Below are 24,910 nucleotides of genomic sequence, written 5' to 3'. Positions count from 1 at the left end.
GCTGCTCCGTCCTGTCAACGCCATGCAGCTGAAGCACTACACTCTTCACGTATTCAAACCGATGCGAACAATTGTTTTCGCGGCGTCTCCTTTCTTTGAGGTCAGCGACGACTCCTCATCTTGCCCCCGGAGTAGCGGAAAGGGCCGTCCACCCCAGCACGAGAGCCCGGTGCGGCTGGCCCGCACGCGTTTGGCCCTTTACACCGCATTTTGGTGCTCCGGGCCGGGAAGCCCAATCGTTGTGGGGCGCTAAGCACGGCGCCGCAGACACTTACCGAAGCGATCGGCGATGGGATCTCGAACACAAATGCGCAAAACTGCTTCATTCACGATCTGAAGCATAGCCGGGTCTTAGGCTATTCGGACCCGGCCATCGCAAGCGCGGCGACAAGCGCCGCGATGCTGTTTTTCAAGCGAAAGGAAGTCGGGGTCTCCACGCTCGCGATCGAATTTCAGTCGGACCCCGTTGTCGATCTGTTCGAGGAGCCCGCGCCGGCTTCGAGTTCATCGAGGATTTCCTCTCGGTGGCGGTCTGCTTGATGGTGTCACCACAGCGACGCTCTGGCGCGAGACACTCAGGTAACTACATCCTGAGGCGCGCGAACTGCATCGACGCGTGCTCCGCCTCGGGAAGGGAGTAGCCTGAGGCGATGCTCAACAACGACTTACAGAACGCAGGCGTGAGCTTGCCGCGGTGGATCACGACGTTCTCGTGCCCCGTGGCGGCTTGAGCGCTCTGCCATTGCCGATTGTAGCCGCGCTGTTCATGGGACTTCACGTGGCAAGCGGCGAAGTCGGCGACGCCCAGCGTGGCCAACTGCGAGGCACGTACCGGCAGCTTGGTATGGATGTGCACCCACATCGGATTTGGCGTCCTACCACTGCGCAGCGCCTTGGGCTGCAGCTTGATCTCGAACAGCGTCGCTGGCTCGATCTTCAAGGCTTGGGGTGAATACACAGACGCAAGTTCTTCGGCCGCCCGCAACTGTTCAAGGTACTTCTGCGACGGAAACGCATAGGTCTTCATGCAATCGATCGTGATCCCCGCCTTTTGCGCGTTCACTGAGTTTGCCTGTCCCTGAACCTCGGACAACATCGCCTTAAGCCGGACTATTTTGTTGTGCACTTCGGTCAATTGCGCAGGCTTGAGTAGGCCACGTCGGCGGGGCTCCTCCAGCGCGGCTACACAGGTCTTAATCTCGGTGGCCTGCGTCTGCAGGCGCTTAAGGACGAGATCCACGACGTGGTCGGCGTCCTCGGGCTTCATCTGGCGCGCTTGCGAGACGGCGCTTTGCTGAGCCGGCAGATCGAACTGCAGCAGCTCGTCCAATCGCTTGAGTAATCCCGTCAGTGCGTTCCTGGAGGGCGGAGCCTGCCACATCGCCAGGTGCCCGGTCGCCGATGATGACGCCCTCGCGCGTGCCTCCTCCGCACTCGCGAGTTTCTTCGTACCCAGATCCGAGAGTACGATAACCGTGGCAGCGTCGGGCCTGGCGAGCTGCGGCTCGCGCAGCCCGGCCGTCGAACTCCCCTCGCCTGCGGCCGGTGCGCGCTTGCCTTTCCCCTTCCTACGCGCCGCGTGGCTCTCAGCCGCTAAGTCGGTCTTTTCCGATATCGCAGTCTGGGCAGGCGGCTCCACTTGCGTCTTTGGCTGCACTGCCAATAGTCGCGTGACTTGATGCGCGGTGACCCATGCACCTTCCATGATCTGGTCCAACTGTTCCAATAGAAGGCCGGCATCCGTTCCAGCATCCCTTAGCGTGGCACCGATGCGTTCCACCCCTGAGGCCAATTCCGAATGCCGTTCCATGACTCCTTCCAGAACGGTGCAGTGCTCTGCGTCGAGTGGCTCTCCGTGCTCGTTCAGAACGGCTTTGTACGTCGAGTTGAATGCCGGAAAAGCATCCTGGATATAGGTCCCGAGCAGACGCACCCGCCCGTTCTCATCCATGAGGGCGTCCCTCACGGTTGGTTCAAACGTGCTCGCCTGAGACTCAATCAGAAGCTTCGCGAGCTTAATCCGCGCTTCCAGATACAAGCACCCATCATAAAGTGCCGAGCCGGTATGCAGGCGTAGTGCGGCCTCGATGGGCTTCCGCATCTCGGGCGTCGTGCTTGGCAACTTGGCAGTGGTCTCGCAGACGGACACCATCCGTTCCGAGCGTAACAGCTTCTTTCCCCACCACTCGATGACAGGCACATGGTCCTTCACCATACTGGAAGCCACTCGGCTCAACTGGTCGGGGGTAGCGTTGGATTTGATCCGCTGGAACAGGTCTGCCGAATTCTTTCTGCGCTCTTGCAAGTCGGAGATAATCGCTCTGCCCACAATCTTGCCTTGACGCCCCGCATCGAGCACGGCAGAGCAGCATTGACGGGCCTCAGCGTCGGACAGAATGATCGGCGCGACGGCCGGGCGCAGGCTCGCGTAGTACTCCAGAACTGCCGAGCCTGCTTTGACGAACCGATCGGCCAGCTCTAGCGCCTCCTCCGAGTTCTGGGCTTGCATGCCCGCATTACCGCAAGCGGCAAGTTCCTCACGCAGGCGGTCCATGTGTCGCCTTGCTGCGTTGATTTCTTCCTCTGACGAGGAAATGGAGACTGCCACACCGGAAGTTGGCTGGCTGGCGACCGGCGCCGTGTCTCCACCCTCCGACACTGAGGTAAAGCCGCGCCGCCGCGCAGTGACTGCACGTGGCGCAGCGGCTGCACGTGCCGCAGCGCCTAGGATTCGATCTGGGCCAACGGAGGGACCGGAAGACCTGTCGCCAAGGGCATCGTCGGCACCGCGCGCCGTGCTAGCGGAGGGCGTCCCTCTATCTTGGGGCCCAGAGCGCATCCGCTCCACAACGGAATCGAACGATTGACTGCCTTCCCCAGGGGCTAGACTTGAGTGCGAGCGTGAACTGCTCGATCCGGCTCCAGCATCTCCAGTGCGCGATCTTCCAGATCGGCCAATGCCCGTCATATTCCATCTCCAATCAAGTCGAGAATGCGCAGCCTGTCTGGATAGACAGGCTGGCTGACGAGTAGCTGACGAAGGGCGTTTTTCCGGTTGCACAGGAAACCCACACCGCCGTGGATCGTGGTCGAGTAGCTCGGCCATTTGGCGTTGCCCTCACACATCCGGGCAGACGGCTTTGGCGAGTAGGCCGGCGGACTCTCACCGCCGGCCTCTCAAGGATCCCAGCGTGAGACTCTCGCGTCACTAGGCTCCCATCAGGCGAACGAGCCGCGTATGCCGATCTTCCATTGTGCGAACAACCCGGGACGTTCGCGAGATAGTCGTTCGAGAACGCGGCCGGTCTTGGCCTTGCGACCCCATAAAGCGTTTGAACTTCCGCATCATCCAAGCCTCGATTGTCTGATTGACGTATCGAAGGATTGACCCAGAGGCGCCCGCCTAAATCGACCGTAATACACAATCCCCCGCAGGAGGGGGTTGAGCTGCCGAGCGATGTCAGCCATTGACACATGGGTCCGTTTTCGGAGGTTAAATCCCGGATTGCCGCCCGCATAAACTTCAGCGCCGAAGCGCTGAGCCGAGGCAGAAAACTGCAAAACACCGAGGCGTTTTGAGAGCTCTTTGCCTGTCGCGGCCGGAAGCAGTAGCCGAGGAAGTCAAACTTGACGTTCGAAACCGGGCATATGTCACGCGCGAGGAGCACGATCCGGCGCGAGCGCTTCCTTCAAGTTCACTTCTGAACCGGCCCCTGCAATAGCGAAATACCAGTCGGTCCCAGCCCGCTCTTATCATTCGAATCGTCTTGTCCCACAGGCAATCTTCGAACAGCGCGCTCCAGGTAATACGACGGATCATCGTCAGACGAATCCGTCTCGCAGCTCTCTTGACTATCGCTATCCTCGACTTTGGAAAGATACTTTGTAGGCCTGTCTACTCGGTGCCACTGGTCGTTCTCGTTCTTCGTCCACACTTTTGGATGCTGTTGAGGATCAAGCACCCAGTTATTGCGACCCACGAACAAAACCCATTTCCGCTAGATGGGGTTCCATACCTCCTACGCCAGGACGTGATAAGACCAGCGGATGATCGCCGTCCATTCGCAGTTCATGCTCCAGCAGGATATCGCCCGCGTTCTCGGCGAGCGGATAAGTAACGCGTAGGTCTACCACGGACGTGATATCGTTACGCCCGAACTGTTGGCGAAAATGGTCTCCCCCTGATCCTGACCGAGCCTCCGGCTCCTAAAAGCCCTATAGTTTCGTCACCCAACCTGATATCTGAAAAATCGCGCGTGCTTACCCGGATCATCGTAAGTACTGGAATAGCCTCCACCCACCGACAGTTGCAGCCCGCTCGGCTTTCTCCGAACAAAATCCGAGTACTCCTGCGGGTTACTGGCGATGTGCATGATTTCACTGGACAAGAATCTCTTCACTTTGCGCATGAAAGATTCTCAGTCGACGATCTTGATAATGGGCGGATTGGAACGCAGGGAGTATGGCGTCGCGCCCGCCGACGACGACCCACCTCGCTCCAGGCCGGCAACCGCTTCCGCAAAACGGAGCCACCGATTCTGCCATACATCAGATCGCTCCCGATCGGCAAAATGCACGCGATTGAGTCGTGCCGCGACAAGCTTTGCCGAGGAGGATATACAACCTAGCTGACCACAACCTGACCAAAGCATCTGTCCGCACTCCGATGCGACTGCCAAGCACTCTGCGGAAGACTTATTGGCCGTCAAGCTCTCTAGGATCGGGGCGCTTCGGCTCAGACGGAACAACTTGCTGACGCGCGGTCGTGCACCATGCGAATTCCGGAGCAAGTCGCCCACCGATTCCGAGATGATGCACCATTCTGATCAGACGTAGAATGACAACAACATTTTTTCCCGCGTCCGGATGGAGCAGAACCGACATTGCTTGGCGAGTGACCATCACGTGGGTTTGCTAGCCCAGAAGAGTCGGCGCCCAATGTGAGCCTTGCAGGAAGACGCCGCCATGCAAATCACCAAAATTATCGCTCGCCCCACCAGAATTGCCAGCGACAGATTGCGTTCGGTCATCAGGGCATCAGGTGCGACTAGGAGACTGAGACACAGACCTCAGACGTGTTGTCACTATCCAGGATGCGAATGCAATCCATCCAAAGAATTGATTTCACACTTCATGTGCTGCCGGGTAGGGAAAGCGCCGTGCATCACGCAACATGGTAGGTTTGCTGTCGGTAAAGCTGCGATGAGTACGTGATCATGGACGCCGCGATCGGATTGTAGGCACGGTTTTGCCCGGTGCGGCCAACTTCATGTCACCCCCCGTCTTTGGATTGTGCGGCCGTTGAGCAGTTCATTCCACAGCGTCTCGGTGATTTTATAAAAGTTAGAAAAAGGAAGGCGCGGCAGGACGGCCTCGTTATGGCGTTCTCCAGCTGAGCGTAGCCGCGCTTGGCCATCACTGTCGCTCCAGTGATCGGAGCACGAAGGAGACTCACCTTCCAGGCCGAATGAGGAAGTTCGTTGCTCAAGCACGGAACGTCTGCGGGCGTGTGAGGCTTTGCAAATTGAGGGCCGCGATGCAAATTGCCTATCATCGCTGCTCCCCATCAAACCTGCGGCCGTGCGGCTGCGCTCGCCATCGGGAGCATCGATCGTGATGAGGAGATTTAGATCCAGACCATGGAACGGCATTGTCACTGCTCCGCCATGTGAATGCATCGGTCCAAACCATCGATTTCACCAATCAATGTGTTCTCGGCAATCATCTCGAACTCAGGATGTCGGCGACAACTACCGGGATTGTTCCGGCGCTGAGCGGGGTGCTGCCCGCCTATCGATGCATTTGATTGATTGCCGCCTATGTCCCGGTGGCGAGAGCACATTCGACGTCACCAAGATGCATGCGCGCCACGTGAGACAGTGAACAACGCCAGTCGAGCTTACAATGGAATCCCGATCCAGTATGCGATTCGCCAGCACCGCTGCTCTTCGTCTATTCCGGATTCCAACGCTTACGCGGAGGCCGGACTGTTCAATTCCGCGCATGCTCGAACCTGACGTGGTGGGTGTCTTGGCGTGACTTAATAGGAGGTCGCGGAATGCGAACGCTACTCGTTGATCATGAGACAGACCCAGCGCGCGTTGTACAAGAAGCACTCTCCGATTGCGGTTTTGCCGTTGACGTAGCGTGCACCCTGGACGAGGCGGCCGCCGCTTTTTGTTGCGCCAGCTATGACATTCTCTTGCTCGAGTTGGTTCTACCGGATGGGGACGGCTTGGATTGGCTGAAGCAGTTGAGACGTGACGGACATTCGATGCCTGCCGTGATGATGAGTAACTTCAACGAGCTCGGTAGGCGCATAGCGCTATTTAATGGCGGTGCGGACGACTTCCTGCCCAAGCCCGTATCTACTGATGAACTCATCGCACGGATGCGCGCTACTCTGCGCCGATCAACGCAAATGACGGCCCCCATCGTTACCTTTGGCAATCTGCGATTCGATTCGATCGGTCGGCAAGCGTCGGTCAATGGTCGACCGCTGAAGATTGCCCGCCGCGAGGTGTGCATTCTCGAACATCTGCTCAGCCGCGCCGGCCGCACCGTGGCTCGCGCGTCATTGCAGGATAGCCTCTATGCATTTGACGACGAGGTCTCCACCAATGCGCTTGAGGTCGGAATCTATCGTTTGCGCGGTCATTTGAGTCAGTCCGGTGCGTCGCTACGGATCAAAACCGCGCGCGGGATCGGCTACGTCCTTGAATTGAAATGCGCGGCATCGACCGCGCAGCCAATCGAACTTGAAAGAAAAGACCATCTTGAGCATCATTCTTGACAAGCATGCCGGCGTCACTCGAAGATCGATCGCCGCCAACGGCCTTTCGTCCACCTTTCTTCCTTGTCTTTCGCAGCTTTTGTGCGTAATCGTCCTGCTATTCCCGGCTGCTGCCGTAGCTCAGATCAAGCGGGATGATGGAGGTGGGCCGCAGCGTACGGCTGCCGACGGCATTAGCGGAACGCTGACCCTTTCCTCTTCGCTGGGTAAGACGATTCATCTGCCAGCGCCAGCTGCGAGCATCTTTATCGCAGATCCTACGGTCGCGGACTATCAGGCACCTTCGAACAAGACCATCTTCGTTTTCGGCAAAAAATCCGGGCGGACCACCTTGTTCGCACTGAACGAGGGCGGGGAGGCCCTCGCTGAACTGCGTGTTGTCGTCACGCAGCCGATCGAGGATCTGCGCGCCACGCTGAAAGCCCAGGTCGGCGACTATCCCATCCAGGTAAGCTACACCCCGCGCGGGGCCATCCTTAGCGGTACGGCGCCCAATGCGGAGATCGTCGACATAGCGATGAAAGTGACCGAGCAGTTTCTTGGGTCTGGTGCGCTCGTCGTCAACAAGATTCAGGTGGCGGGGTCATTGCAGGTGAATCTGAGCGTGCGGGTGGCGGAGGTCTCCCGGAGCGCTATGAAGGAGCTCGGCGTCAACCTCTCCGCTTCCGGTCAAGCTGGCCCTTTCACTCTCGGCTTGGTCAGTGGCAGTGGTGGTGGATACGGCGCGCCGCAGGGCGGCGGTACGGCGAAGATAGGAGTCAACACTGGCCATGTGAACGTCAGCGCTATGCTCGATGCACTGGCTCACGAGCGCCTCGCTTCCGTACTTGCTGAACCGAACCTCACCGCAATGTCAGGCGAATCCGCCAGCTTCCTCGCCGGCGGCGAATTTCCCATTCCGGTGTTGCAGGACAATCGGCAGGTCTCTGTCGAGTTCCGTCACTTCGGCGTCAGCCTGGAGTTTGTACCGACCGTTCTCAGTAACAATCAGATCAATATCCGCGTGAAGCCTGAAGTCAGCGAACTATCGTCACAAGGTGCTGTCAACATCAACGGCATCTCCGTGCCGGCTCTCTCCACCCGGCGTGCGAACACGGTTGTCGAGCTCGCCAGCGGCCAAAGCTTTGCAATTGGTGGGCTTATCCGGCGCAACTTCAGCACTGAGATCACGACTTTCCCCTGGCTCGGCGACGTTCCGATACTTGGTGCGCTATTTCGCTCATCGTCATTTCAACAGGATGAGACGGAACTCGTGATCATCGTCACGCCTTACGTCGTGCGGCCAAGATCGAACTCGAAGCAGATGAGTGCGCCCACCGACCGCATCGCTCCGCCCTCAGACCTCGCGCGCAGTCTGACGAACACATTGGCAACGCGCTCGCCTGTTCGCAGTGCTCCCCCGATAAGCGTACCAGGCGCGACAAGGGGCACCGGCCACATCATCGAATGAGGATCGACCAATGAGATTACGATTCGTGCGCCCCCTCATCGGTCTGACGGCCAGTCTAGGTGGCTGCGCTAGCACCGCGCCGACTTACCTCGAGCCGACCGCGCAAGCGATCCTGGTTGAACAGGAGAAGAACGTCTTACTGTTACAGACCCTTGGAGGGCCCGAACGGCAGCGTCTGCGTTATTTCATAGCAAGTACCGGTCGCGGTCGGTATGACGCGCTGCATCTTGATATCGTCGGCTCACGTCGGCTCGGGGCGCAGATAGCAGCTGAGGCCCGCGCAATGGGCGTCGACGCTCTCAACATCCGCCTGTACAGTCCATTCATCGATAGGCGTGATGGCTCTGCCGCCCGAATCGAGGCGATTACGTACGAGGCGCGCCCTCCCGTTTGTCCGTCGATTGCGATCGTCGGCCCTTCAGTGAACGACAATTCTTTCGATCCGACGCTTGGCTGCTCGATCCGCAACAACTTGGCCGGCATGGTCAACGATCCGCGCGACTTGATTGACAATCAGGCCGTTGTGCCGAGTGATGGCAATCGTGCGGCCATTCCCGTTGCCACATACAAAACCTTCGCGACCGGCAATAACAGCAATTTGGGTATAGCTAACAACAAGCTGCCATCAGATCCCACGTCTGCCGGCACCCAGACCGTGCAGCCGTCTCGATAGCGAGAACATCAGTCGTTCGATGCGACCTCATTCACAACACGAACTAGACTTGGCCGGCGGCAAAGAGTGCTTTTGCGACAGCCTCGAAATACTGGACAGGAATGGAATTGCCAAGGCTAGCGTTGCAGATTAGCTCACGGACCAGGACGTGATCATCGACGATACTGAGACGAAGGCGCCTCGCTTCATCAAAGAGCCGTGAAGCCGCCTCCCCATCGCCGCGGCAAACCAGGACCGGGACGCCCGTTTCGCCACGGATGTAGCGTACCCCGACCAGCAGCTCGCGCCCAGTCAAGATCAATGTCGCGCGACGCACGCCGAGTGGAGACTCGCTCGCCTGCTCCCGCCGAAGGCGTCGGTGTTCGCGTTTCACCTCCGGACTGCCTTGCTGCTCCTTGTCCTCGCGCTTCATATCGCTCTTAGTCATGCGCATGCCGCGCAAAAACAACCAGCGTTGGACGAGGAGGTCGACCAATCCGCCGATCAGAAATGCACCACTTGCAATCCCGATCAACAGTTTCACCTGAATGAACACGAACTCGAAGCAGCCCGTGCCGCAAACCGGCAGATAGACCAGTGTCTTCCACGCGCCGACAACGACGAGGAGAAAGATCGCGCCGAGGCAGAAGACCTTGAACAAGGTCTTGCCAAGCTCGATGAGGGAACGCAAAGAGGCGATGCGCTTCAGTCCGTTGATGGGATCAATGTTCTCGAATTTCGGCGTCATCGGCTCCGAGGAGAACACTAATCCACCATTGGCCAGGACCGTCGTCAGAATTGCGCAGGTGACCATACTCCCAAGAAGCGGGCCAACAATTCTCAGTGCAAGTTCGGGCAAGACGCCGAGCGCAAGATCGACCGCAATATTGAACGGCTTATCAAGCAGCTTGTCAGTCAGCATGAGCGCTTCACGACCTTTGTCGTAGATGGAACTCGCTTCTATCCAGAGATAGCCGAGACCGGCGCAAGCGCTGAGGGCCCTGACTAGATCCGTGCTATGCGGAACCATGCCTTTCTTGCGCGAATCGCTTAGCTTCTTTTCAGTGGGGGCGAGCGTTTTCTCTTCGCTCGTGTCGCTCACTTCAGTTTCCTTTCAAGCCTCTCCAGCGCTCGGCTCGACTGTATGATTTCGGATTGCATGTATTCGATGAGATAGATCGTATAAGTGACCATGACGATCGCAAAGCCTATATTCTTGATCGTCAACGATAGGTCCCGCGGGTTGAATTGCGGCGCAAAGCGCCCGAGCAGGAGCGCGGATATGTCGGCCAGCAAGAGGAACGCTACCACAGGTCCAGAGACCAGGACGGCGGTACGTATGATGCTGTCGAGCACGCCCCACAACTCCAGTGTCCCTTGCATGCTCAGCGTGGGTCCAAGCTGATAAGCCGGCCAAACCAGATAGCTGCCGTAAAGCCCGCTGATCATGGTTTGCAGCCCCCCCGTGACGACGAAGATCGTGATCGCGGTGGTACCGATAAGCAGTCCCGTCGCCGAAGCCTGACTGCGTGTCGCGGGATCGGCGGGAGTGACTACGCTGCTGATGCCCCGTTGCGTGTCGATGAACTCGCCGACGGCCTGAAGACTCCAGAGGGGAATACTGAGCAGGGCGCCGATCAGCAGGCCGACACACGTCTCCTTAAGACCGAGTAGCGGGATCTTGAGCAGACGGGTGTCCGGATCTAGCTCCTTCAGGCCATCGGCGATGTGCGCCAAGTATGGTAGTTCGAGTGCAACGGCCAGGCAACCGCGGATCAGGCCGCCGATCTGCGGACGCGTGAATACCGGAAGCACCAGCATAATGCCCACGGGGCGGGCCGCACCAAGGCTGGCAGCAACGACGAGTTCGATGGTTGCCTGGATCAGGCTTTGCGTGTTGGTGGTTGACAGATCATACATGACGGGCGGCTGCTAGTAGCCCGTCGTGAGCGCGGGAAAATCAGTGAAGATCTGCTTGGCTTGTTCGATGAGCGGGGCGCTCAGCACCGGAGCAAACAAACCTATAATCCCAACAATAACCAAAAGCTTCACAGTCAGTGGCAATGTCTGATCCTGGATCTGCGTTGCCGCCTGGATGATGCCGATGACGGTTTCGGCGACCGCCGCTGCAATGAGCGGCGGCAGAACCCAGGTCATGAAAAGCACCAGTGATCGGCTCATATAAGGGAGAATAGTGGCCTCATCCATGCTCACCCTCCAGGTGTTGTATAGCTCAGCACTAGCCCGTGCATAAGCCGCGACCAGCCGTCAATCGCCACGAATAGGAACAGCTTGAAAGGAACTGAGATCACTGTCGGAGACACCATTGACATGCCCATGGCCATCAGAATGGTCGTTACGATCAGATCGATAGTGATAAACGGAAGGTATAGCAAAAACCCGATTTCGAAGGCACGCTTGAGTTCTGAGATTAGAAAAGATGGGACGAGAATGACAAAATCATCGGCTGTGGCTCTGCCGCGCATCTCTTCCGGCCAGACACGTTCGGTCGAGGACAGGAAGAAGTCTCGCTGTTCTTCATTGGTGAAGTTCTTGAGATAGGCTCGCAGCGGCTCCTGCCCCTCTTTCGCAGCGGCTACCCAATCCTCGAGCGTTTGATAGCGGAGCTGCAGATCGGCGACTCGATTGTAGCTCTGCTCAAAGACGGGGGCGCTCGTGAAAGCGGTGAGCATCAATGCCGCGCCGTATAGAACGATGTTCGGTGGAATCGACTGGGTCCCAAGCGCATTGCGAACGAGGAAGAGAACGACAGATACCTTTACGAACGCCGTGGTCGTGACGACAGCGAAGACCAACAAGCCGAGCGCGGCCGTGACCGCAAGAAGCGGCAGTATTGCTGGTTCAATGTTAGTCATTGCCCGCTAACCCGCCACGCAGTCTAACGCCGAGCTCGTCCCCAATACGTACTATGTCGCCACTCCCGATACGTACGCCGTTTGCAAGGATATCGACCGGGCCATCGACCGGCCGGCCAAGTTCGAATACATATCCTTTGCTGATGCTTCTCAAGGCTCCCAGCGTGATGGGCCAGCGGCCGCATTCAAAGACAAGCGAAATCTCAATATCGTCGAGATCGGCTTCCGAAGGCGGCTGCTGTGAACCGGGTAGTGTCGTCATATGCGCATACTCCAGAGGGCGCGGCCGCAAGCGAAACGGTCCGTGCAGGATCAGGTGGTTGCCAGTGACATCTGCCGCGGTCCATAACCGGCCCGCAGTGAGGATGATCTGACCGCGGGCGAATGGCATTACATCCGGCAACAAAGCGTCGCCCTTACGCGTTTTGCGAAGAAGCGAGGCTGACGCCCGGAGGGAGCCGACCTCTCCTGCAACTGTAACGGGTAACTGTGCGGGGACCTCACACAACTGTCGCGGCAATTGGCCGAGCAGCTTGCCTAAGGCGCGGAACGCCGGCGGTATCGGTCCGTCAAGACGCGAGAAAAGAAATAGGCGACCTTTGCCCCTGACCGGACCGTAGATGATGTCGAGTTCGATATAAGGCCCGTTCTTCTCGGCCTTTCCAACATGAAGGAGTCGCAGTTGCTGCTCTGTCTCAGTCTCCACGTGCGCGAGCAACGGTTCAAGTGCAAGTTCGAGAACCAGCGAACGACTTGGCTCGGAAAGTAAAGCTAGGCCACTCTGTACTGTCGAGATCAAGGCCTCGGCAAGCGCATGCGGTATCGACAACACGAGCTCATCATCGCCGAGGCCCCAAACGCAATCGAGCATCGACAGAGCCGGAGGTTCCTCCTGCCACACAAGTCGTTCCAGTCGCACCGACAGCGGCTTGTCGCAAAGGTTACTCCGCAAAGAGGCGGAGGGCCGCACGTTTCTGTTGAGCCACGTTACGAGACTCTGCGTTAAACGCTGGGTTGGCTCGTACTTCGCGTATGCGTCCGCGCGAGTTGCAGGAGGCGGCTGTACAGGGCAGCGCATTTGCTTCCCAACTGGACTAGCTGTCATCAAATTGAACCGCCCGCCACCGGCATGGGCAAACCCCTCCCATGGCGAAGCAAGACTTCATCATCGGCCTCTAACTCGGCTGTTACTTCCGAATGGGTATCGGCCGCACGCCGGACGTCGGTCTCGATTTGTCGCCATTTATGAGTCGCTGCGGAACGCTTCGCCCAGTGCGCACGCCTCTCGGATGCGGCTGTCTCGGCCTGCTTTTGAGCGATACACGCCTCCTCAAGTGTGCGGCGTTTCGAGGTGATCTCGATCGCGAGCCTCTCAAGGGTGAGCTGGCAATGATCGAGTTCAACGACGGACAAGGTACCGGCCGACATCAACTGTTGGTAAACCTCCGCCTGGGCCTCTGTATGATGCTTTTCAGCAATTGCAAGTTCCTGCCATGCGTGCTCCGCGGCCGAGGTCGCGATATGAAGCTTGGCTTGCATATTGGACAACTCACTACGAGCACTACGCTCGCGCATATCCTTTACTTGCCGCAAGCTCGAAACGTGTATGCAACTCATGCGGTCAGATGGCACATCCATGTGACGGTTTCCTCAAAAGTGGACGCATCGTTTTCACCTTGGCGTAAAAACTCGCGCAGATCATCGATCGAAGCGACAGCTCGGTCCGTCAGCGGATCGCTGCCTTGCTTGTATTCACCAACCTTGATCAAAAATTCGGCCTCTGCATGACGGGAGATAAGATCACGGAAGAGGGATGCTGCCTTGCGATGCGGTGCAGATACGACGGCATCCATGACGCGGCTGCGGCTCGACAGTACATCGATGGCGGGGAAATGCGCCCGCGCCGCGAGAGAGCGTGAAAGAACGATATGACCATCGAGAATGCCACGCGTTTCCTCGGCGATTGGATCGCCCGTGCCGTCACCTTCCACAAGCACGGTATAGAAGGCCGTGATTGAGCCACGCTCACTCATACCAGCGCGCTCCAGCAAACCTGGCAACATTGCAAAGACAGAGGGAGGAAAGCCCCGGCGGGTCGGTGGCTCACCGGCAGCAAGCCCGATCTCGCGCATAGCGCGGCTAAATCGCGTCAATGAATCCATCATCAGAACGACGCGCAGGCCTTGATCGCGAAAATATTCGGCGAGCGCGGTTGCCGTATAAGCACATTGCGCCCGCTCCGTCGCTGAGCGATCGGAGGTCTCAACGACGACGACCGTGCGGCGGAGGGCAGTCTCCCCAAGATGCCGCTCGATGAATTCACGCACTTCGCGTCCACGCTCGCCTATCAGCGCAACCACGGTCACGTCAGCGACCGCGCCTTTTACGATCTGCGACAGTAACGTCGACTTGCCGCCACCAGGCTCTCCATAAATGCCGATGCGCTGGCCCTCGCCGCATGTCAGAAGACCATCCAAGGCGCGAACACCAAGTGGCAGAGGGCGAGCGATGATGCACCTCGTCATTGGATTTGGCGCTTTGCCGCGCAGCGGGCGCGTCTCCATGGCTTTGACTGGGCCCTTGCCATCGAGTGGACGGCCGAAGCTGTCGATCACCCGGCCAAGCAAATTGGGGCCGACCGGCACTTCGTGCATTCGGCCAGTGGCAACGACTTCTGCGCGGCCGGACATGCCTTGCAGGTCACCGATCGGCGTCAGCAACACGCCGTCCTGCAACAGACCGATCACCTCGGCCTCAAGCGACCATCCGGTGCGCGGATCCTTGAGCACACAAACTTCTCCAATACGAGCATCCGGCAAAACTGCATGGATTAACGTGCCGAGCGCCCGCGTGATCCGCCCGCGTACGGCACGCGTGTCCACATGGCTTGCCGTAGTTCGCAGACGCGCCAGCGCCGCGTGCAGAGTCCCGTCTCCATCAGGACAGCTATCGTCTGGTCTCGGCGCCGTCACTATTCGTCTGCCTCATGATCTAAACCAAAGCCCAAACGCAGTGCGCGGAGCTGCGCGTCAAGTCCGAGATGGATATTGCCAAATTCGCTCCACAGCACGCATTCGTTCGCTGACAGCGCCGGGTCCGGAATAATTCGGACCGCCGGCCGGTCCTCCCGTCCGTCACAGGCAGCAAATTCGCGCGTAAGCGCATCAGCATCCATGGGGGACGCATGAAGGGACAGTTTCGCCCCGCCATATCTGTGCGAAATCGTGTGACGAACCGTCCTCACCAACATCTCGCCGGGATCGAAATCGCCCAGTAGATCAGTTACGATGTCCATCACGAGCGCTGACAGTTCCTCCTCCAAAACGGCCTTTCGTCGTGCCACTTCCGAGGCAGCCTGCGCCACCAGCTGTGCCATTTCCTCGGCGCCGGCCCTCACCCCCTCGGCATGGCCGCGCGCACGCTCCTTCTGAAAAGCTCTGCGCGTCCAGCCGCGAACGCGCTTCAGATTTCGCTCGGCCACGGCACGCGCCTCGAGGGCGCTCTGCCAAATCTCGAGATCCCTCGCCTCTATGAGTGGCCCAAGCGGGCGGATGTGCGGAGCGACGGGCGGCGCAGTTTCGTCGGCTGTCATCCCGCTGGGGCCTCCCTCGTCAAATGGGCCAACACCGGTGAAAACAATTGGCCCGCGGCATCGCGGTGTTCAGTCCCCGGATTGTCGGCGGCCGTTCCGACAGCTAGGCGTAGAAGCACGCGGCGGCAATCAAGCGTTGACGCTTCATCGAGCCAAGCGCCGAGGCAGGCATGTCCATCGTCTTCAATCCCTATCGCGAGTTGTTGAGGATCAGCAATTAATCTGGTCGAAACCGCATGCGCTGCATGTCGAATCCCGAAAGCCTGCACCTCGGTGCCGACGTGCTCGACCAGAACGGCGACATCATGCTTTGAAATCAGCCTTGTCAGCGAACGGGCATGCCAAATGCCGCCGGCGAGCAGGGCAGCCCTGCTCGGATCATGCCCGAGGAGAAGGTCTGGCCCGAAGTCACTTCCGTTCGAGCCCATTTCATCTTCAAGCAGCAACGCTTGCAGTCTTACCTGCAGCCTAGGACTCTTCTGCAGTCGCACCAAAGTCGCGGCCGAGAGGTTCGCGTCAAGCCGCGCGGCAAGGCGGGTCGGATGAATCGTGGCAGCAAGCTTACGAATACCTACAGAGGCTAGTTTCAGCGGATCATGCCGCTCGGCAGACGGATTCGGTCTCGTCATGTCGGATACCACACTACGCCGCATTAGGCTTAATCGCTTTGCGAATCATCTCCATAGCAGAGACAGCCGAGCGCCCACCAACAGCGCTAACTTTCTGAGATGATTGCCTGCGCTGGCGCCCACGAGCGCTCAGCAAGACGCAGGACAGCACGCCGAATACAGACCCGCCGAGACCCATGCCAACCGCAACCAATGGCGTCGAAATGACTCCAGATGCTTGGGCGAAACCAGCCGCAGCCGCCGGTCGCGGCTCTAGTGCGGGCCGCTCGACTGAGACGAAAACAACAGCCACCTTGTCATAGGATAAGCCCTCGATGCTGTTGGCGACGAGCATTTTAATCTGCGGCAGCAAGATTGAGAGATTTGCCCTCGAGTCATGCCGGATGAAAACCGACGCCGAAGATGGCGTGGTGTCACGTCGCAACAGGTCGTTCTTTGGCAGAACAACGTGGACGCGCGCCGAGAGGACACCATCGATATCACTGATCGTGCGAGATAATTCCTCGCTCAGCGCATAGACGTAACGGGCGCGCTCCTCGATCGGCGAAGCAATCAGACCCGCCGCGCTGAACACTTCGCCTAGACTCTTGAAAGCGTGGCGCGGCAACCCTTCGCCATTCAGCAGGTCGATTGCGGAAGCAATCTGAGTCTGCTCGACCTGGATCGTGATAGTCCCGTCCTTAGCAGCAACGCGGAGCGCATCGACCCCGTTCTTGAGGAGGACCGCAAGCATTTCATTGGCCTCACGCTCCTGAACTTTCGTGTAGAGATCGGCTTTGCAACCAACCAGGGCAAGCAGGAACGGCAGCAGAGCCAGAAGTTGAAGCCGCTTGCGGAATGGGCGCGCCTGACCGCTTTCGCGATCGATTAAACCAATCATTCGCCCCACTCAGCCCGCCGATATCAGCTTATTCAGAGATGAACCGAGGCTACCGATGCCATTTGAAATGAGTGTTACCTGGATGACGCTGTCAGAAACATCCTTCAGATTCGCCAACATCGCCTCGAAGTCACCTGCGCCACTGGGGGCGCCCGGCACACCCGCTCCCGCTTTGCCCGGCTGCAGCAATAGGGGCTCCGACGTCGACCCGGTCTCCGCACCTTTTGGAACTGCATTGACCGGATACATCGCAGAAAGGTTCTGGAGGATGCGATCGCCCAGCGGGCTCGCCTGTGTTGTTGCACGCGATACCTCGGATATCGGCGGAACGGGCGCCGCTCCCGTTACTGGAGGCGCAAGGTCTGGAACCGAAGTCGCTTGCAAGAGGCTCTGCTGAAACTGGACCTGCTCGTCGACCGCTGTTGCCGAACAGGCCTTGGACAGGCCTTCTAGATTGTGAGAGATCGGCGCAGCGCCTGACATCATCATGGAAAGACTCGCTCTCATCGAGATGTGATACGACCAGCCGTTCAAGCCGATTAGCGGCTCAATGTCCTAGACAGGCCAGCTGACGACAAGCTGACGAGTTCGCCCGCACATCGCCATCTAAAGATCACGTTTCGCGTTCACGTACCGAACGTACTCCTGTTAGTTTAAGTCAACGAGAACCATGAATGCTCATCCGATCCATAATCCCGCACGTTTTGAACGGAGTTCTGTGTGTCGCCGTTTTCGTTTCCGGCGGAACACAGATCGCGCGCGGCGCTCCCCTGTCGCTGCCCTTGACCCCTTATCGGTATACGGTTCTGGATCAGGAGCTTTCTGCCGCGCTGCAGGAATTCGGCAACAACCTCAATATTAAAGTCACCATCAGCGCCGAGGTGAAGGGTCGGATTCGCGGGCACATGCCGGACCTGCCACCGCGCGAGTTCCTTGACCATCTGACTCAACTCTACAATCTTCAATGGTATTACGATGGGCTCGTGCTTTACGTCTCTACCGCAAAGGAAGCGCAAACTCGTCTGCTTGTCCTAACTTCAATCAGCTGCGACGCGCTCAAGGCAACCCTCGATGCGCTCGCCATTTCCGACGAACGCTACATCATGAGATCGGCTCCGGGAAATGGCCTAGTCCTTGCGTCCGGTCCACCACGCTTCATCGCACTCGTGGATCAGACGCTCAATGGTCTTGTGGCGGAGACGCAGGCGCGACCTCGCTCCGTCGAGATGCCGTCCCGGGAATCTGTGCTGATGTTATATCGCGGCGCCTCCGCGACGATCGTTCGGGATGGGCGAACTGAAGGCCCGTACTCTTCAGACATGCCGCGCCAGGAGGGTGCCTTGCCTGCGCAAGGGCCGGGCCCAAGATGATACAGCTCAATCAGCCGTTACGCGGGTTGTGCAAGGAGCCTGGACCGATCGTCCGGTCAGACGCCGCACAAGCACGGCGAGACGTGCGTGCCGTAAATCGGCTCCAGAACACGAGAATTGCCGCTGCGCACCTTGTCCACCAGTATCCGGATGTCCGGTGGTAGTGTGCGGGAGGTTCTGCAAAACCTGAGCGGCTGAAGCGGTCACAGTAAATCCGGTATTTGCGAAGATCACCGCCCATAGCGGAGCAAGGACCATCACGACCGTGACCAAGATTAGGACGGATGGCTCTGCCGTCAAACAGCTTATTGCGTCGGACAGGGATCCTGAAACCCCTGATCCAGGGTGCGGTGCAGGAAGCTATCGAAGCCGCGATGGCGGAGGCGCTGGGCGCGGCGAGGCGCGGCTGGGCTATCGCTCCGGCTACTATACCCGCTCGCTGATCACCCGGGGTGAAGGTGCCGCAGGACCGTCAGGGGCGGTTCTCGACCGAGCTTCAACGCTATCAGCGCTCGGAGAAGGCACTGGTAGCGGCGCTGGCGTTCGGACATCAGTCTTGAATGCTCGCGGTTTTGCGACTGCACCACATTTTGCGGCTTGGACGGGGTTAACACCGAGGGCACAGTCGAGCGGCGGGAAAGAAAGGTTCGGGGCGGTATCAAAGCGTGGAAATCGGCAACTACGGACGCTCTTGATCCTTGGTGCGACCTCAATCATCAAGCTTGGCAAGCGAGGCTTGAAAGTCCCGCTCTGGATTCGGATCATGCTGCAAAGACGGCCGTCAAGCTCATAGCGGTGGCGTTCGCCAATAACTTGCGCGCACCATCTGGGCCTTGCTGTCAGAGGCGGCATCTATCATGCGCCGCCTGCAATGCTGAAAACCTAATCTTAAGAACTCTCCGGCGGAAGAAGAAAGCTGCCAAGGAGGCAAGGTGCAAATCTGGATGGACCGCGAATGACGACATTCCCGGTAGCAATCAGACCGCCTGACTCACTGCGCTTCGAGCGCGAGAAATTGATTGGGCGATTGCTTCCGCGGATATCATCGTGGCCAGCGGCCAGGCGCCGCGTTTACAGGTCGAACATATGACCGCACCGTCGTCCCTTGTTCAACCAGAGAAAGATCTTGCAGCCCGGGCCGTTCCACATATGAGTCAGAGCCCCTTTTGGATGCCGATCGGGAGTCCCAGTCCAATGCCGATCGAGACCCGTGTCAGCCACGACGGGCTCGTGTGGATCAGTGGGAACTATTACAGCATACCCGACCATACGCGGCGCATTGTCGAGGTGCAGCAATTGCCTGATGTAATCCCATTCTCGATCAAGGCGCAATCGTTGCCGTCCTTCCCGTTCTGGAGAAGGCCGCCGGCGACCTCGCGTCGCGCCCGAGCATCGACAGGCGGCCAACCGGTCCAGGTCGCGACCTGGCGTATCCGAAGCCCTCGTCGATCGGGCCGGCGATCACATGCCAAGCCGGTCGCTGGGGTTTTACCAAGGTGTTGCAAACGGCTCCCCCAATCGGAAGGCCGGCCATCACCATGCACGCGCAGCCGGCAGCGACCGACAACGTCAGGAAAGGCCTAGTCGCACTCAAGATGCCACGTGCGCTCAGAATGCTGGACACCACCTGCGGCGAATTGAAAGACGGTGAGGTCACCTGGATTGAGGCGCTCGATCACGCTTATCGAGGAGCTGACGGTGCGCGACAGTCGCCGTGTCAGCACCGCGCTGAGAATGTCTCGCCTGACCACCGTCAAAACCCTCGCTGGCTTCGACTTCGCGTTCCAGCCCTCGCTCGATCGCAATCGCATTCTGGAGCTTGCCGAATTGAATTCATCTGCTTGCGACACCGGCAAGAGCCATCTCGCGACGGCACTCGCGGTCGAGGCCGTGAAGGCGGGAAAGAGCGTCGCGTTCGCCACGCTCGCGGACATCGTCATCACCACTTTGCGCGAGCACCTGCGGTTCCTCGCCCGCGCCTCCCTCCTTGTCGTCGACGAGATCGGTTACCTCCAGGTCGTACCTGGCGGCGGCAATCTGTCTTCCAGTTGGTGAACGCCCGCTATGACAAGGGCGCGGTGATCCTCACTTCGAACCGGCCACAGCAATTGCTTGATCGACTGCTTCACCACACAATTGTTATCAAAATCGAGGGATCGAGCTATCGGCTCCGCCAGCACGCCGCTCTCGGCCCGGAAAACGTCCGCTCGCCAACCCGCCGCAGCCCAAGCGCCGCGGCCGCCCGCCTGGAAGGACCAACGACGATTCCGATAGCGGCTGATCCCGGAACCACAATCGCCGTCACCCAGGGAAATCTGGACATTCTCACGGAAAGTTCGCTGCCGTTGACAGATGTCCATGATCTCCGCCAGGTACAGCAGCCATCTGCAATCGAACGTAAGTGATGTCGGCGAGCCAGATCCGGTTCGCTGCTGCGGCCCTAAAGTTACGATCGATGAGGTTTGGCGCGATCGGCAGGCCATGACGGCTGTCGGCAACGCGGTGCGGCCGGGCCATGATGGCGCCGATGCCGTGCCGATGCATTAGGCATTCGATCCGGCCACGGCTGGCGCCAAGTCCCTGTGCCCGCAGCGCGGCATGGACCCGTGGGTTGCCGTCCCCGCGCGCCGCTGTCCTGATGAACTCGAATGTCAGTAAAGAGCGCAGCATTGGTGGTCGTGCGTGCTCTGTCCGGACGCTCGCGCCAGGCGTCATAGCCGGCCCGCGAGACCTCGACCGCGGCGCACATCAGCCGCCGGGCAGGTATCGCGATGGTCCTCGATGAAGCGGAAGCTCGTGTCCGCGTTCCGGCAAAGATCGCGATCGACTTTTAGAATGTCCGCTCGATGGGCATCCGCTCGTTCTCCTCGGCAAACGGGCGATCTCGGGAGCCTGGTCCGCCGACATCGGCGCCGTCTGCGTGCTGTGGCGCCGCGTCGCCGATGCCGGCTCCTGCCGGAGCTTCTCAACGCAGCGCCGCAACACCGAACCGCGCAGACCGAGTTCCTTGCCAACGGTTCTGATCGATCGGCCACTCGACACCAGAAGCTTAGCCGCCTGTCGCTTGTACTCCTCGGTAAACAATCGACGTTGACGTACTTCCATTCGACGCGTCCTGGCTCTCTGAGCCTACTACAGGTGTCCACTCATTCGGAGGAGGTTCGCGTAGCTGCGCACCGTCAGCTTCTCGAAAGCTAAGTCTCCTAGGCAGAAGGTGTCGATCTGGGCCCGGCGTTAGCTGTTGGATCTGCCAAAGGAGAATCCGATGGATCCGTTCCACAATCTCGGCCAATTCGAGCCTCCGGATTTCGCCCGGACGGACTACGACGAGCTGCAACAGCTCCCAGTTGACCAAGCGGGGTTTCAGCAGCACCTAAACGAGTTGCACCTGCGCGAGCGCCCGCCCCGCAATGCAAATCGTCGCGGCGACCCTTATAATGTGTCGAACAGGGATGCGGACTGGTTGGACCACGGGGAAGGCATCTCGCGGTCGACGTGGAATCCGCCCACCGAATCTGAACAGGGGAGCAATCAGCATGTGCTTTTTGCGGCCGCAAGTCGCGGTGGCCAGTTGCCAGCCGGCAGTTTCAGTCCGACGGACGTTTGGCACGGCCTGGATTCAGCGGTCCACTTGCCGACGCATAGTGTCGACCAGCAGGAGTATTCGTGGGCGAACGCCGATGATGATTGGCCAACGACCTCCACTGTTCCTTGGGAGCAACATCACGGGGGATCCTTCCTCGACCCGCGGCCATGGCTCGGCGATGGCAATACTTCAGAAGAAGGGCACTGGTTAGCCCCGGCAGAGGCGCAGTGGGTCCAAGCATTGCGCGACGGGCGGGTCTCCCCCGCCGCTGGCGGTCCGACGAACGTTGAAGGCCCCGTCCTCCAGCAATCGCAGCTTGATGAAATCCTGAACAGTTGGGCTGGCGAGGAGGAGCAGACAGAAGACGAGGACCGGCAAGAGGCGGTAAGACGAATCAAAGCCTGGGGAGAGGCCGGCGACGTCTATGCACGGCTGGAGCTACCATACCTGTGCCTAACGACCTTGCCCCCCGCCTTTCCGCCCGATCTCCGGACGCTCGACGTCAGCGAAAACGAGTTGATGCACCTACCCGACAACCTACCGGCCGAACTCCGGACGCTCGACGCCCGCGGCAATCGCATGACAAGCCTGCCTGAGACCTTGCCGGCGGCACTTCAGTTACTCGCCATCGGCAGCAATGAGCTAACCAGCCTGCCCGTAACACTTCCGGATGGCCTTCAGACACTCGCCGTCGCCAGCAACCGGTTGGCCAGCCTGCCTGAAACCCTGCCGGCCGAGCTCCAGCAGCTCGATGTTCGCAGTAACCGGCTGACCAGCCTGCCGGAGACCCTTCCGACCGGACTTCAGTTACTTGAGGTCGGCGGCAACAGGCTGACCAGCCTGCCCGACACTCTACCGCCCGAACTCCAAGAGCTCGAAGCCGACGGCAACTGGCTGACCCGCCTGCCCGACAGCCTCCCCGCCGAGCTCCAGTTGCTCTTCGTCCGTGACAACCGACTGACTAGCCTGCCCGAGACGCTCCCGCCTGAGCTCCAGAGGCTTCATGCCGGCGGCAACAGGCTGACCAGCTTGCCCGAGACCCTCCCGGCCGAGCTTCAGGTGCTCGAGGTGCGAGACAACCGGTTAGCCAGCCTGCCGGAGACCCTGCTAACGCAGCTAGATTCTGGGTGTATGGTTTATCTGGAGGATAATCCGCTGCCCGAGCGGGTGCAGACGAATCTGGCGACGGCCCTGAATGCGCGAGGCTATACCGGCCCTCGGGTCTTCTTCTCAATGGGCCGGGAACCGGCGGTGAATCATGAGCGGCCGCTGGCGCAAGCTGTGGCCGACTGGGTCGAGGGGGAGCCGGAGGTTCTGGCCGCCTGGCAGAACTTCGCTGACGAGGCGGGTGCGCCGGAATACGCGCGCTTCCTCGACAGGCTGCGGGACACCGTAAATTCTGGCAATCCCCAGTTCCGGCAGGCCGTGATTGAGGATCTGCGGCAGGCGGCGACCAGGCCGCAATTGCGCCAGCAGTACTTTCAGCTGGCTTTCGAAGCGAGCGAGAGCTGCGAGGATCGCATCACTTTAACCTGGAACGGCATGCAGACCGCACGCTTGAACGCTGAAGTCGAGGATGGCGCCTATGACAATCGGCTTGACGATCTCGTTCAGCAGGGCCGCGTCCTGTTCCGCCTGGACGCGCTCGAGCAGATCGCCAGGGAGAAGGTCAACTCGCTCCGCTTTGTCGATGAGATCGAAGTCTATCTGGCCTATCAGGTCAAGCTGCGCGAGCGGCTTGAGTTACGGCACATCGCCCCGGACATGCGCTTCTTCGGCGTGTCCTGGGTCACTGAGTACGACCTCAGCACGGCTGAGATGCGGGTGCGCGACGAGGAGGAGACGGGGTTGGCCGACTATCTGGCAACTCGGTGGCAACCCTGGGAGACGGTGCTGAGCCGGATCGCACCCGAACCCCATGCACAGATGCAGCATCGGCTGCTCGAGGCGATGGGGGAGGAGTTCGACAGCCGACTCCAGCAACGGCTCGCCGGTCATGAGCTAATCGGGAACAGCGATGCCGAGCGGCAGTTCGGAGCGCAGATCCGCGATGAGATCGTCCGCGAGATCAAGGGCGCGCTGACGCGTCAGGTGCTCGCGGACCATGCGCTTGAGCTGTGAAGCGGCCATCGCGTTGCAAGGAGCTGTCAATCCTGTTTTCACTCAGGCGTCGGCGCGTCATGGTCGGCTCCAGACGCCCGCGCGGAGGCGCGGAGGGACCATCTGTGAAAATGTAGTGCTCGGCCGGCACGATCTAACCGCACGGCGGCGCTCGATCTTTTTTCGAACGATTGCCGCGGCGGGCGCGCCCGGCACCGGCGCAGGTGCTTCATCACCTTTCGCAACATCGACCGACTGCCGCCATCGTTTACGTAATCTGCCGCCAGGCAATCAGGCTATTCCATCCGGGGTGAGACGAGGACTGGTTGACTGGCTCATCGCATAGGTGTTCGGAATTTCCTTTGTACCTCCTGACGAGCCCAGCGGGTGCCGAGTCGCTCGGCGGCATAACGATGCGGCAAATCCCTGCATCACACCTGGTATCGGCCATGGCGTATGCAGGAAAACCCCAATCAGCCGATCAATTGGAGTTCACGCTGAGTGCTATGCCGGATAAAGCGTGACGTGAGACTTCCTGCCCACGAGCAAGCCAGGAGACGAACACAGGGATCTTACGAGCGGGTTTCGACACCCCTTTTCCAAGCACCACGCTTGCCGCACGCAACGGGGCTAGCGCAAGAGAGGCGCGTCGCAAATCAAACTGTATCACATTTCTCTTATGCCCCAGCAGTTCCCTGCCGCACTTAGCACCCACGGGGGGTTCCCAAAAAGGCCCTGCTCACCTAGTTGGTAATCGAGACAACAGAACCAATACGTCCGCTACTATTAGCTATGCCGGGTCACTTCTGTAGGGCGGCACGCCAGCGCAGCGGGCGGGTGCTTGCATTGCGCGATATCGTGCACCGATCGTTGCGGACAACGTGATTTGGTCCGCGCAATCGGAATACGCTGCGCTGTCGCCATTGCTTGTATTGCAGTTGTGGCTCATCAAGCGTCCCACGTTGTCGAGTTAACGCATTTA

At 59.3% G+C, this 24,910-nt stretch carries 19 protein-coding genes and 3 pseudogenes; 8 read left to right on the top strand and 14 right to left on the bottom strand.

The window, feature by feature from the left end; all coding sequences use genetic code 11:
• Positions 1–583: 583 nt before the first annotated feature.
• Positions 584–2,968: a hypothetical protein gene (locus IVA96_RS18720; protein WP_346275313.1), complete on the bottom strand. Its 2,385-nt coding sequence runs from the start codon at positions 2,966–2,968 to the stop codon at positions 584–586.
• 2,299 nt (positions 2,969–5,267) lie between these two features.
• On the bottom strand, positions 5,268–5,651 hold the full coding sequence (locus IVA96_RS18715) for a hypothetical protein (RefSeq protein WP_247275797.1): 384 nt from the start codon (positions 5,649–5,651) through the stop codon (positions 5,268–5,270).
• A 407-nt stretch (positions 5,652–6,058) separates the two neighbouring features.
• On the opposite strand from IVA96_RS18715, the gene IVA96_RS18710 reads away from it, so the two are divergent.
• Genes IVA96_RS18710 through IVA96_RS18700 form a run of 3 tightly spaced genes read left to right on the top strand, consistent with a single transcriptional unit; the run spans position 6,059 to position 8,916 of the window.
• Positions 6,059–6,793 carry a response regulator transcription factor gene (locus IVA96_RS18710; protein ID WP_247302568.1) on the top strand — a complete coding sequence of 245 codons (735 nt, stop codon included), beginning with the start codon at positions 6,059–6,061 and terminating at the stop codon, positions 6,791–6,793.
• Between the two features lie 28 nt (positions 6,794–6,821).
• Positions 6,822–8,243 (top strand): type II and III secretion system protein family protein, encoded by a 1,422-nt coding sequence (locus tag IVA96_RS18705; RefSeq protein WP_247275824.1) that lies wholly within the window; start codon positions 6,822–6,824, stop codon positions 8,241–8,243.
• Between the two features lie 10 nt (positions 8,244–8,253).
• On the top strand, positions 8,254–8,916 hold the full coding sequence (locus tag IVA96_RS18700) for a CpaD family pilus assembly lipoprotein (protein ID WP_247418588.1): 663 nt from the start codon (positions 8,254–8,256) through the stop codon (positions 8,914–8,916).
• 43 nt (positions 8,917–8,959) lie between these two features.
• Here IVA96_RS18700 and IVA96_RS18695 read toward each other — a convergent pair whose 3' ends face one another.
• The 11 genes from IVA96_RS18695 to IVA96_RS18645 form a co-directional block, all read right to left on the bottom strand.
• Positions 8,960–9,997: an EscU/YscU/HrcU family type III secretion system export apparatus switch protein gene (locus IVA96_RS18695; protein ID WP_247418587.1), complete on the bottom strand. Its 1,038-nt coding sequence runs from the start codon at positions 9,995–9,997 to the stop codon at positions 8,960–8,962.
• Positions 9,994–10,815: a type III secretion system export apparatus subunit SctT gene (gene sctT / locus IVA96_RS18690; RefSeq protein ID WP_247418580.1), complete on the bottom strand. Its 822-nt coding sequence runs from the start codon at positions 10,813–10,815 to the stop codon at positions 9,994–9,996. The genes IVA96_RS18695 and sctT overlap by 4 nt, the downstream gene beginning before the upstream one ends.
• Before the next feature lie 12 nt (positions 10,816–10,827).
• Positions 10,828–11,103: an EscS/YscS/HrcS family type III secretion system export apparatus protein gene (locus IVA96_RS18685; protein ID WP_247275802.1), complete on the bottom strand. Its 276-nt coding sequence runs from the start codon at positions 11,101–11,103 to the stop codon at positions 10,828–10,830.
• Positions 11,104–11,105: 2 nt separating this feature from the next.
• Positions 11,106–11,771, bottom strand: a complete 666-nt coding sequence (sctR, locus tag IVA96_RS18680; RefSeq protein WP_247418578.1) for a type III secretion system export apparatus subunit SctR — start codon at positions 11,769–11,771, stop codon at positions 11,106–11,108.
• Positions 11,764–12,642 carry a type III secretion system cytoplasmic ring protein SctQ gene (sctQ, locus tag IVA96_RS18675; RefSeq protein WP_346015572.1) on the bottom strand — a complete coding sequence of 293 codons (879 nt, stop codon included), beginning with the start codon at positions 12,640–12,642 and terminating at the stop codon, positions 11,764–11,766. Before sctQ ends, sctR begins: the two co-directional genes overlap by 8 nt.
• A gap of 233 nt (positions 12,643–12,875) precedes the next feature.
• On the bottom strand, positions 12,876–13,409 hold the full coding sequence (locus tag IVA96_RS18670; RefSeq protein ID WP_247418572.1) for a hypothetical protein: 534 nt from the start codon (positions 13,407–13,409) through the stop codon (positions 12,876–12,878).
• Complete coding sequence (sctN, locus tag IVA96_RS18665) at positions 13,385–14,653, bottom strand: type III secretion system ATPase SctN (protein ID WP_346275314.1); 1,269 nt, start codon at positions 14,651–14,653, stop codon at positions 13,385–13,387. Before sctN ends, IVA96_RS18670 begins: the two co-directional genes overlap by 25 nt.
• A gap of 89 nt (positions 14,654–14,742) precedes the next feature.
• Complete coding sequence (sctL, locus tag IVA96_RS18660) at positions 14,743–15,363, bottom strand: type III secretion system stator protein SctL (protein WP_247275807.1); 621 nt, start codon at positions 15,361–15,363, stop codon at positions 14,743–14,745.
• On the bottom strand, positions 15,360–15,992 hold the full coding sequence (locus IVA96_RS18655) for a nodulation protein NolU (protein ID WP_247418570.1): 633 nt from the start codon (positions 15,990–15,992) through the stop codon (positions 15,360–15,362). Before IVA96_RS18655 ends, sctL begins: the two co-directional genes overlap by 4 nt.
• A gap of 13 nt (positions 15,993–16,005) precedes the next feature.
• On the bottom strand, positions 16,006–16,872 hold the full coding sequence (sctJ, locus tag IVA96_RS18650; RefSeq protein WP_247418568.1) for a type III secretion inner membrane ring lipoprotein SctJ: 867 nt from the start codon (positions 16,870–16,872) through the stop codon (positions 16,006–16,008).
• A gap of 9 nt (positions 16,873–16,881) precedes the next feature.
• Entirely contained in the window at positions 16,882–17,361 is a 480-nt protein-coding gene (locus IVA96_RS18645; protein WP_247418558.1) for a nodulation protein NolB, read from the bottom strand.
• 185 nt (positions 17,362–17,546) lie between these two features.
• Between IVA96_RS18645 and IVA96_RS18640 the strand changes: the two genes are divergently transcribed.
• The 4 genes and pseudogenes from IVA96_RS18640 (at position 17,547) to IVA96_RS18625 (ending at position 20,523) form a co-directional block, all read left to right on the top strand.
• Complete coding sequence (locus tag IVA96_RS18640; RefSeq protein WP_247418557.1) at positions 17,547–18,242, top strand: nodulation protein NolW; 696 nt, start codon at positions 17,547–17,549, stop codon at positions 18,240–18,242.
• 256 nt (positions 18,243–18,498) lie between these two features.
• Positions 18,499–18,784 (top strand): annotated as a pseudogene (locus IVA96_RS18635) (transposase); the annotation flags it as partial.
• 44 nt (positions 18,785–18,828) lie between these two features.
• A pseudogene (locus IVA96_RS18630) lies at positions 18,829–19,035 on the top strand (transposase); the annotation flags it as partial.
• A 745-nt stretch (positions 19,036–19,780) separates the two neighbouring features.
• Positions 19,781–20,523 (top strand): annotated as a pseudogene (locus tag IVA96_RS18625) (ATP-binding protein).
• Between the two features lie 467 nt (positions 20,524–20,990).
• Here the strand turns inward: IVA96_RS18625 and IVA96_RS18620 are convergent.
• Positions 20,991–21,347 (bottom strand): transposase, encoded by a 357-nt coding sequence (locus tag IVA96_RS18620; RefSeq protein WP_247418552.1) that lies wholly within the window; start codon positions 21,345–21,347, stop codon positions 20,991–20,993.
• Between the two features lie 160 nt (positions 21,348–21,507).
• Here IVA96_RS18620 and IVA96_RS18615 point away from each other — a divergent pair, with 160 nt between their 5' ends.
• The gene (locus IVA96_RS18615; protein ID WP_247418550.1) at positions 21,508–23,949 is read left to right on the top strand and encodes an NEL-type E3 ubiquitin ligase domain-containing protein; all 2,442 of its coding nucleotides are present in this window, start codon (positions 21,508–21,510) and stop codon (positions 23,947–23,949) included.
• Positions 23,950–24,910 lie beyond the last annotated feature (961 nt).

This window comes from Bradyrhizobium sp. 159, assembly GCF_023073795.1.
GTDB lineage: Bacteria > Pseudomonadota > Alphaproteobacteria > Rhizobiales > Xanthobacteraceae > Bradyrhizobium.
This window is presented reverse-complemented; position numbering and strand designations above follow the sequence as displayed.

Bases quoted from the DNA above. Each gene is read 5' to 3' on its own strand.
- sctJ (WP_247418568.1), bottom strand. From the start codon at position 16,872: ATGATTGGTTTAATCGATCGCGAAAGCGGTCAGGCGCGCCCATTCCGC.
- IVA96_RS18715 (WP_247275797.1), bottom strand. From the start codon at position 5,651: ATGCCGTTCCATGGTCTGGATCTAAATCTCCTCATCACGATCGATGCT.
- sctR (WP_247418578.1), bottom strand. From the start codon at position 11,771: ATGACTAACATTGAACCAGCAATACTGCCGCTTCTTGCGGTCACGGCC.
- IVA96_RS18645 (WP_247418558.1), bottom strand. From the start codon at position 17,361: ATGATGATGTCAGGCGCTGCGCCGATCTCTCACAATCTAGAAGGCCTG.
- IVA96_RS18700 (WP_247418588.1), top strand. From the start codon at position 8,254: ATGAGATTACGATTCGTGCGCCCCCTCATCGGTCTGACGGCCAGTCTA.
- sctQ (WP_346015572.1), bottom strand. From the start codon at position 12,642: ATGCTCGATTGCGTTTGGGGCCTCGGCGATGATGAGCTCGTGTTGTCG.
- IVA96_RS18685 (WP_247275802.1), bottom strand. From the start codon at position 11,103: ATGGATGAGGCCACTATTCTCCCTTATATGAGCCGATCACTGGTGCTT.
- sctT (WP_247418580.1), bottom strand. From the start codon at position 10,815: ATGTATGATCTGTCAACCACCAACACGCAAAGCCTGATCCAGGCAACC.
- IVA96_RS18710 (WP_247302568.1), top strand. From the start codon at position 6,059: ATGCGAACGCTACTCGTTGATCATGAGACAGACCCAGCGCGCGTTGTA.
- IVA96_RS18655 (WP_247418570.1), bottom strand. From the start codon at position 15,992: ATGACGAGACCGAATCCGTCTGCCGAGCGGCATGATCCGCTGAAACTA.
- IVA96_RS18640 (WP_247418557.1), top strand. From the start codon at position 17,547: ATGCTCATCCGATCCATAATCCCGCACGTTTTGAACGGAGTTCTGTGT.
- IVA96_RS18670 (WP_247418572.1), bottom strand. From the start codon at position 13,409: ATGGATGTGCCATCTGACCGCATGAGTTGCATACACGTTTCGAGCTTG.
- IVA96_RS18615 (WP_247418550.1), top strand. From the start codon at position 21,508: ATGGATCCGTTCCACAATCTCGGCCAATTCGAGCCTCCGGATTTCGCC.
- IVA96_RS18720 (WP_346275313.1), bottom strand. From the start codon at position 2,968: ATGACGGGCATTGGCCGATCTGGAAGATCGCGCACTGGAGATGCTGGA.
- IVA96_RS18620 (WP_247418552.1), bottom strand. From the start codon at position 21,347: ATGGAAGTACGTCAACGTCGATTGTTTACCGAGGAGTACAAGCGACAG.
- sctL (WP_247275807.1), bottom strand. From the start codon at position 15,363: ATGACAGCCGACGAAACTGCGCCGCCCGTCGCTCCGCACATCCGCCCG.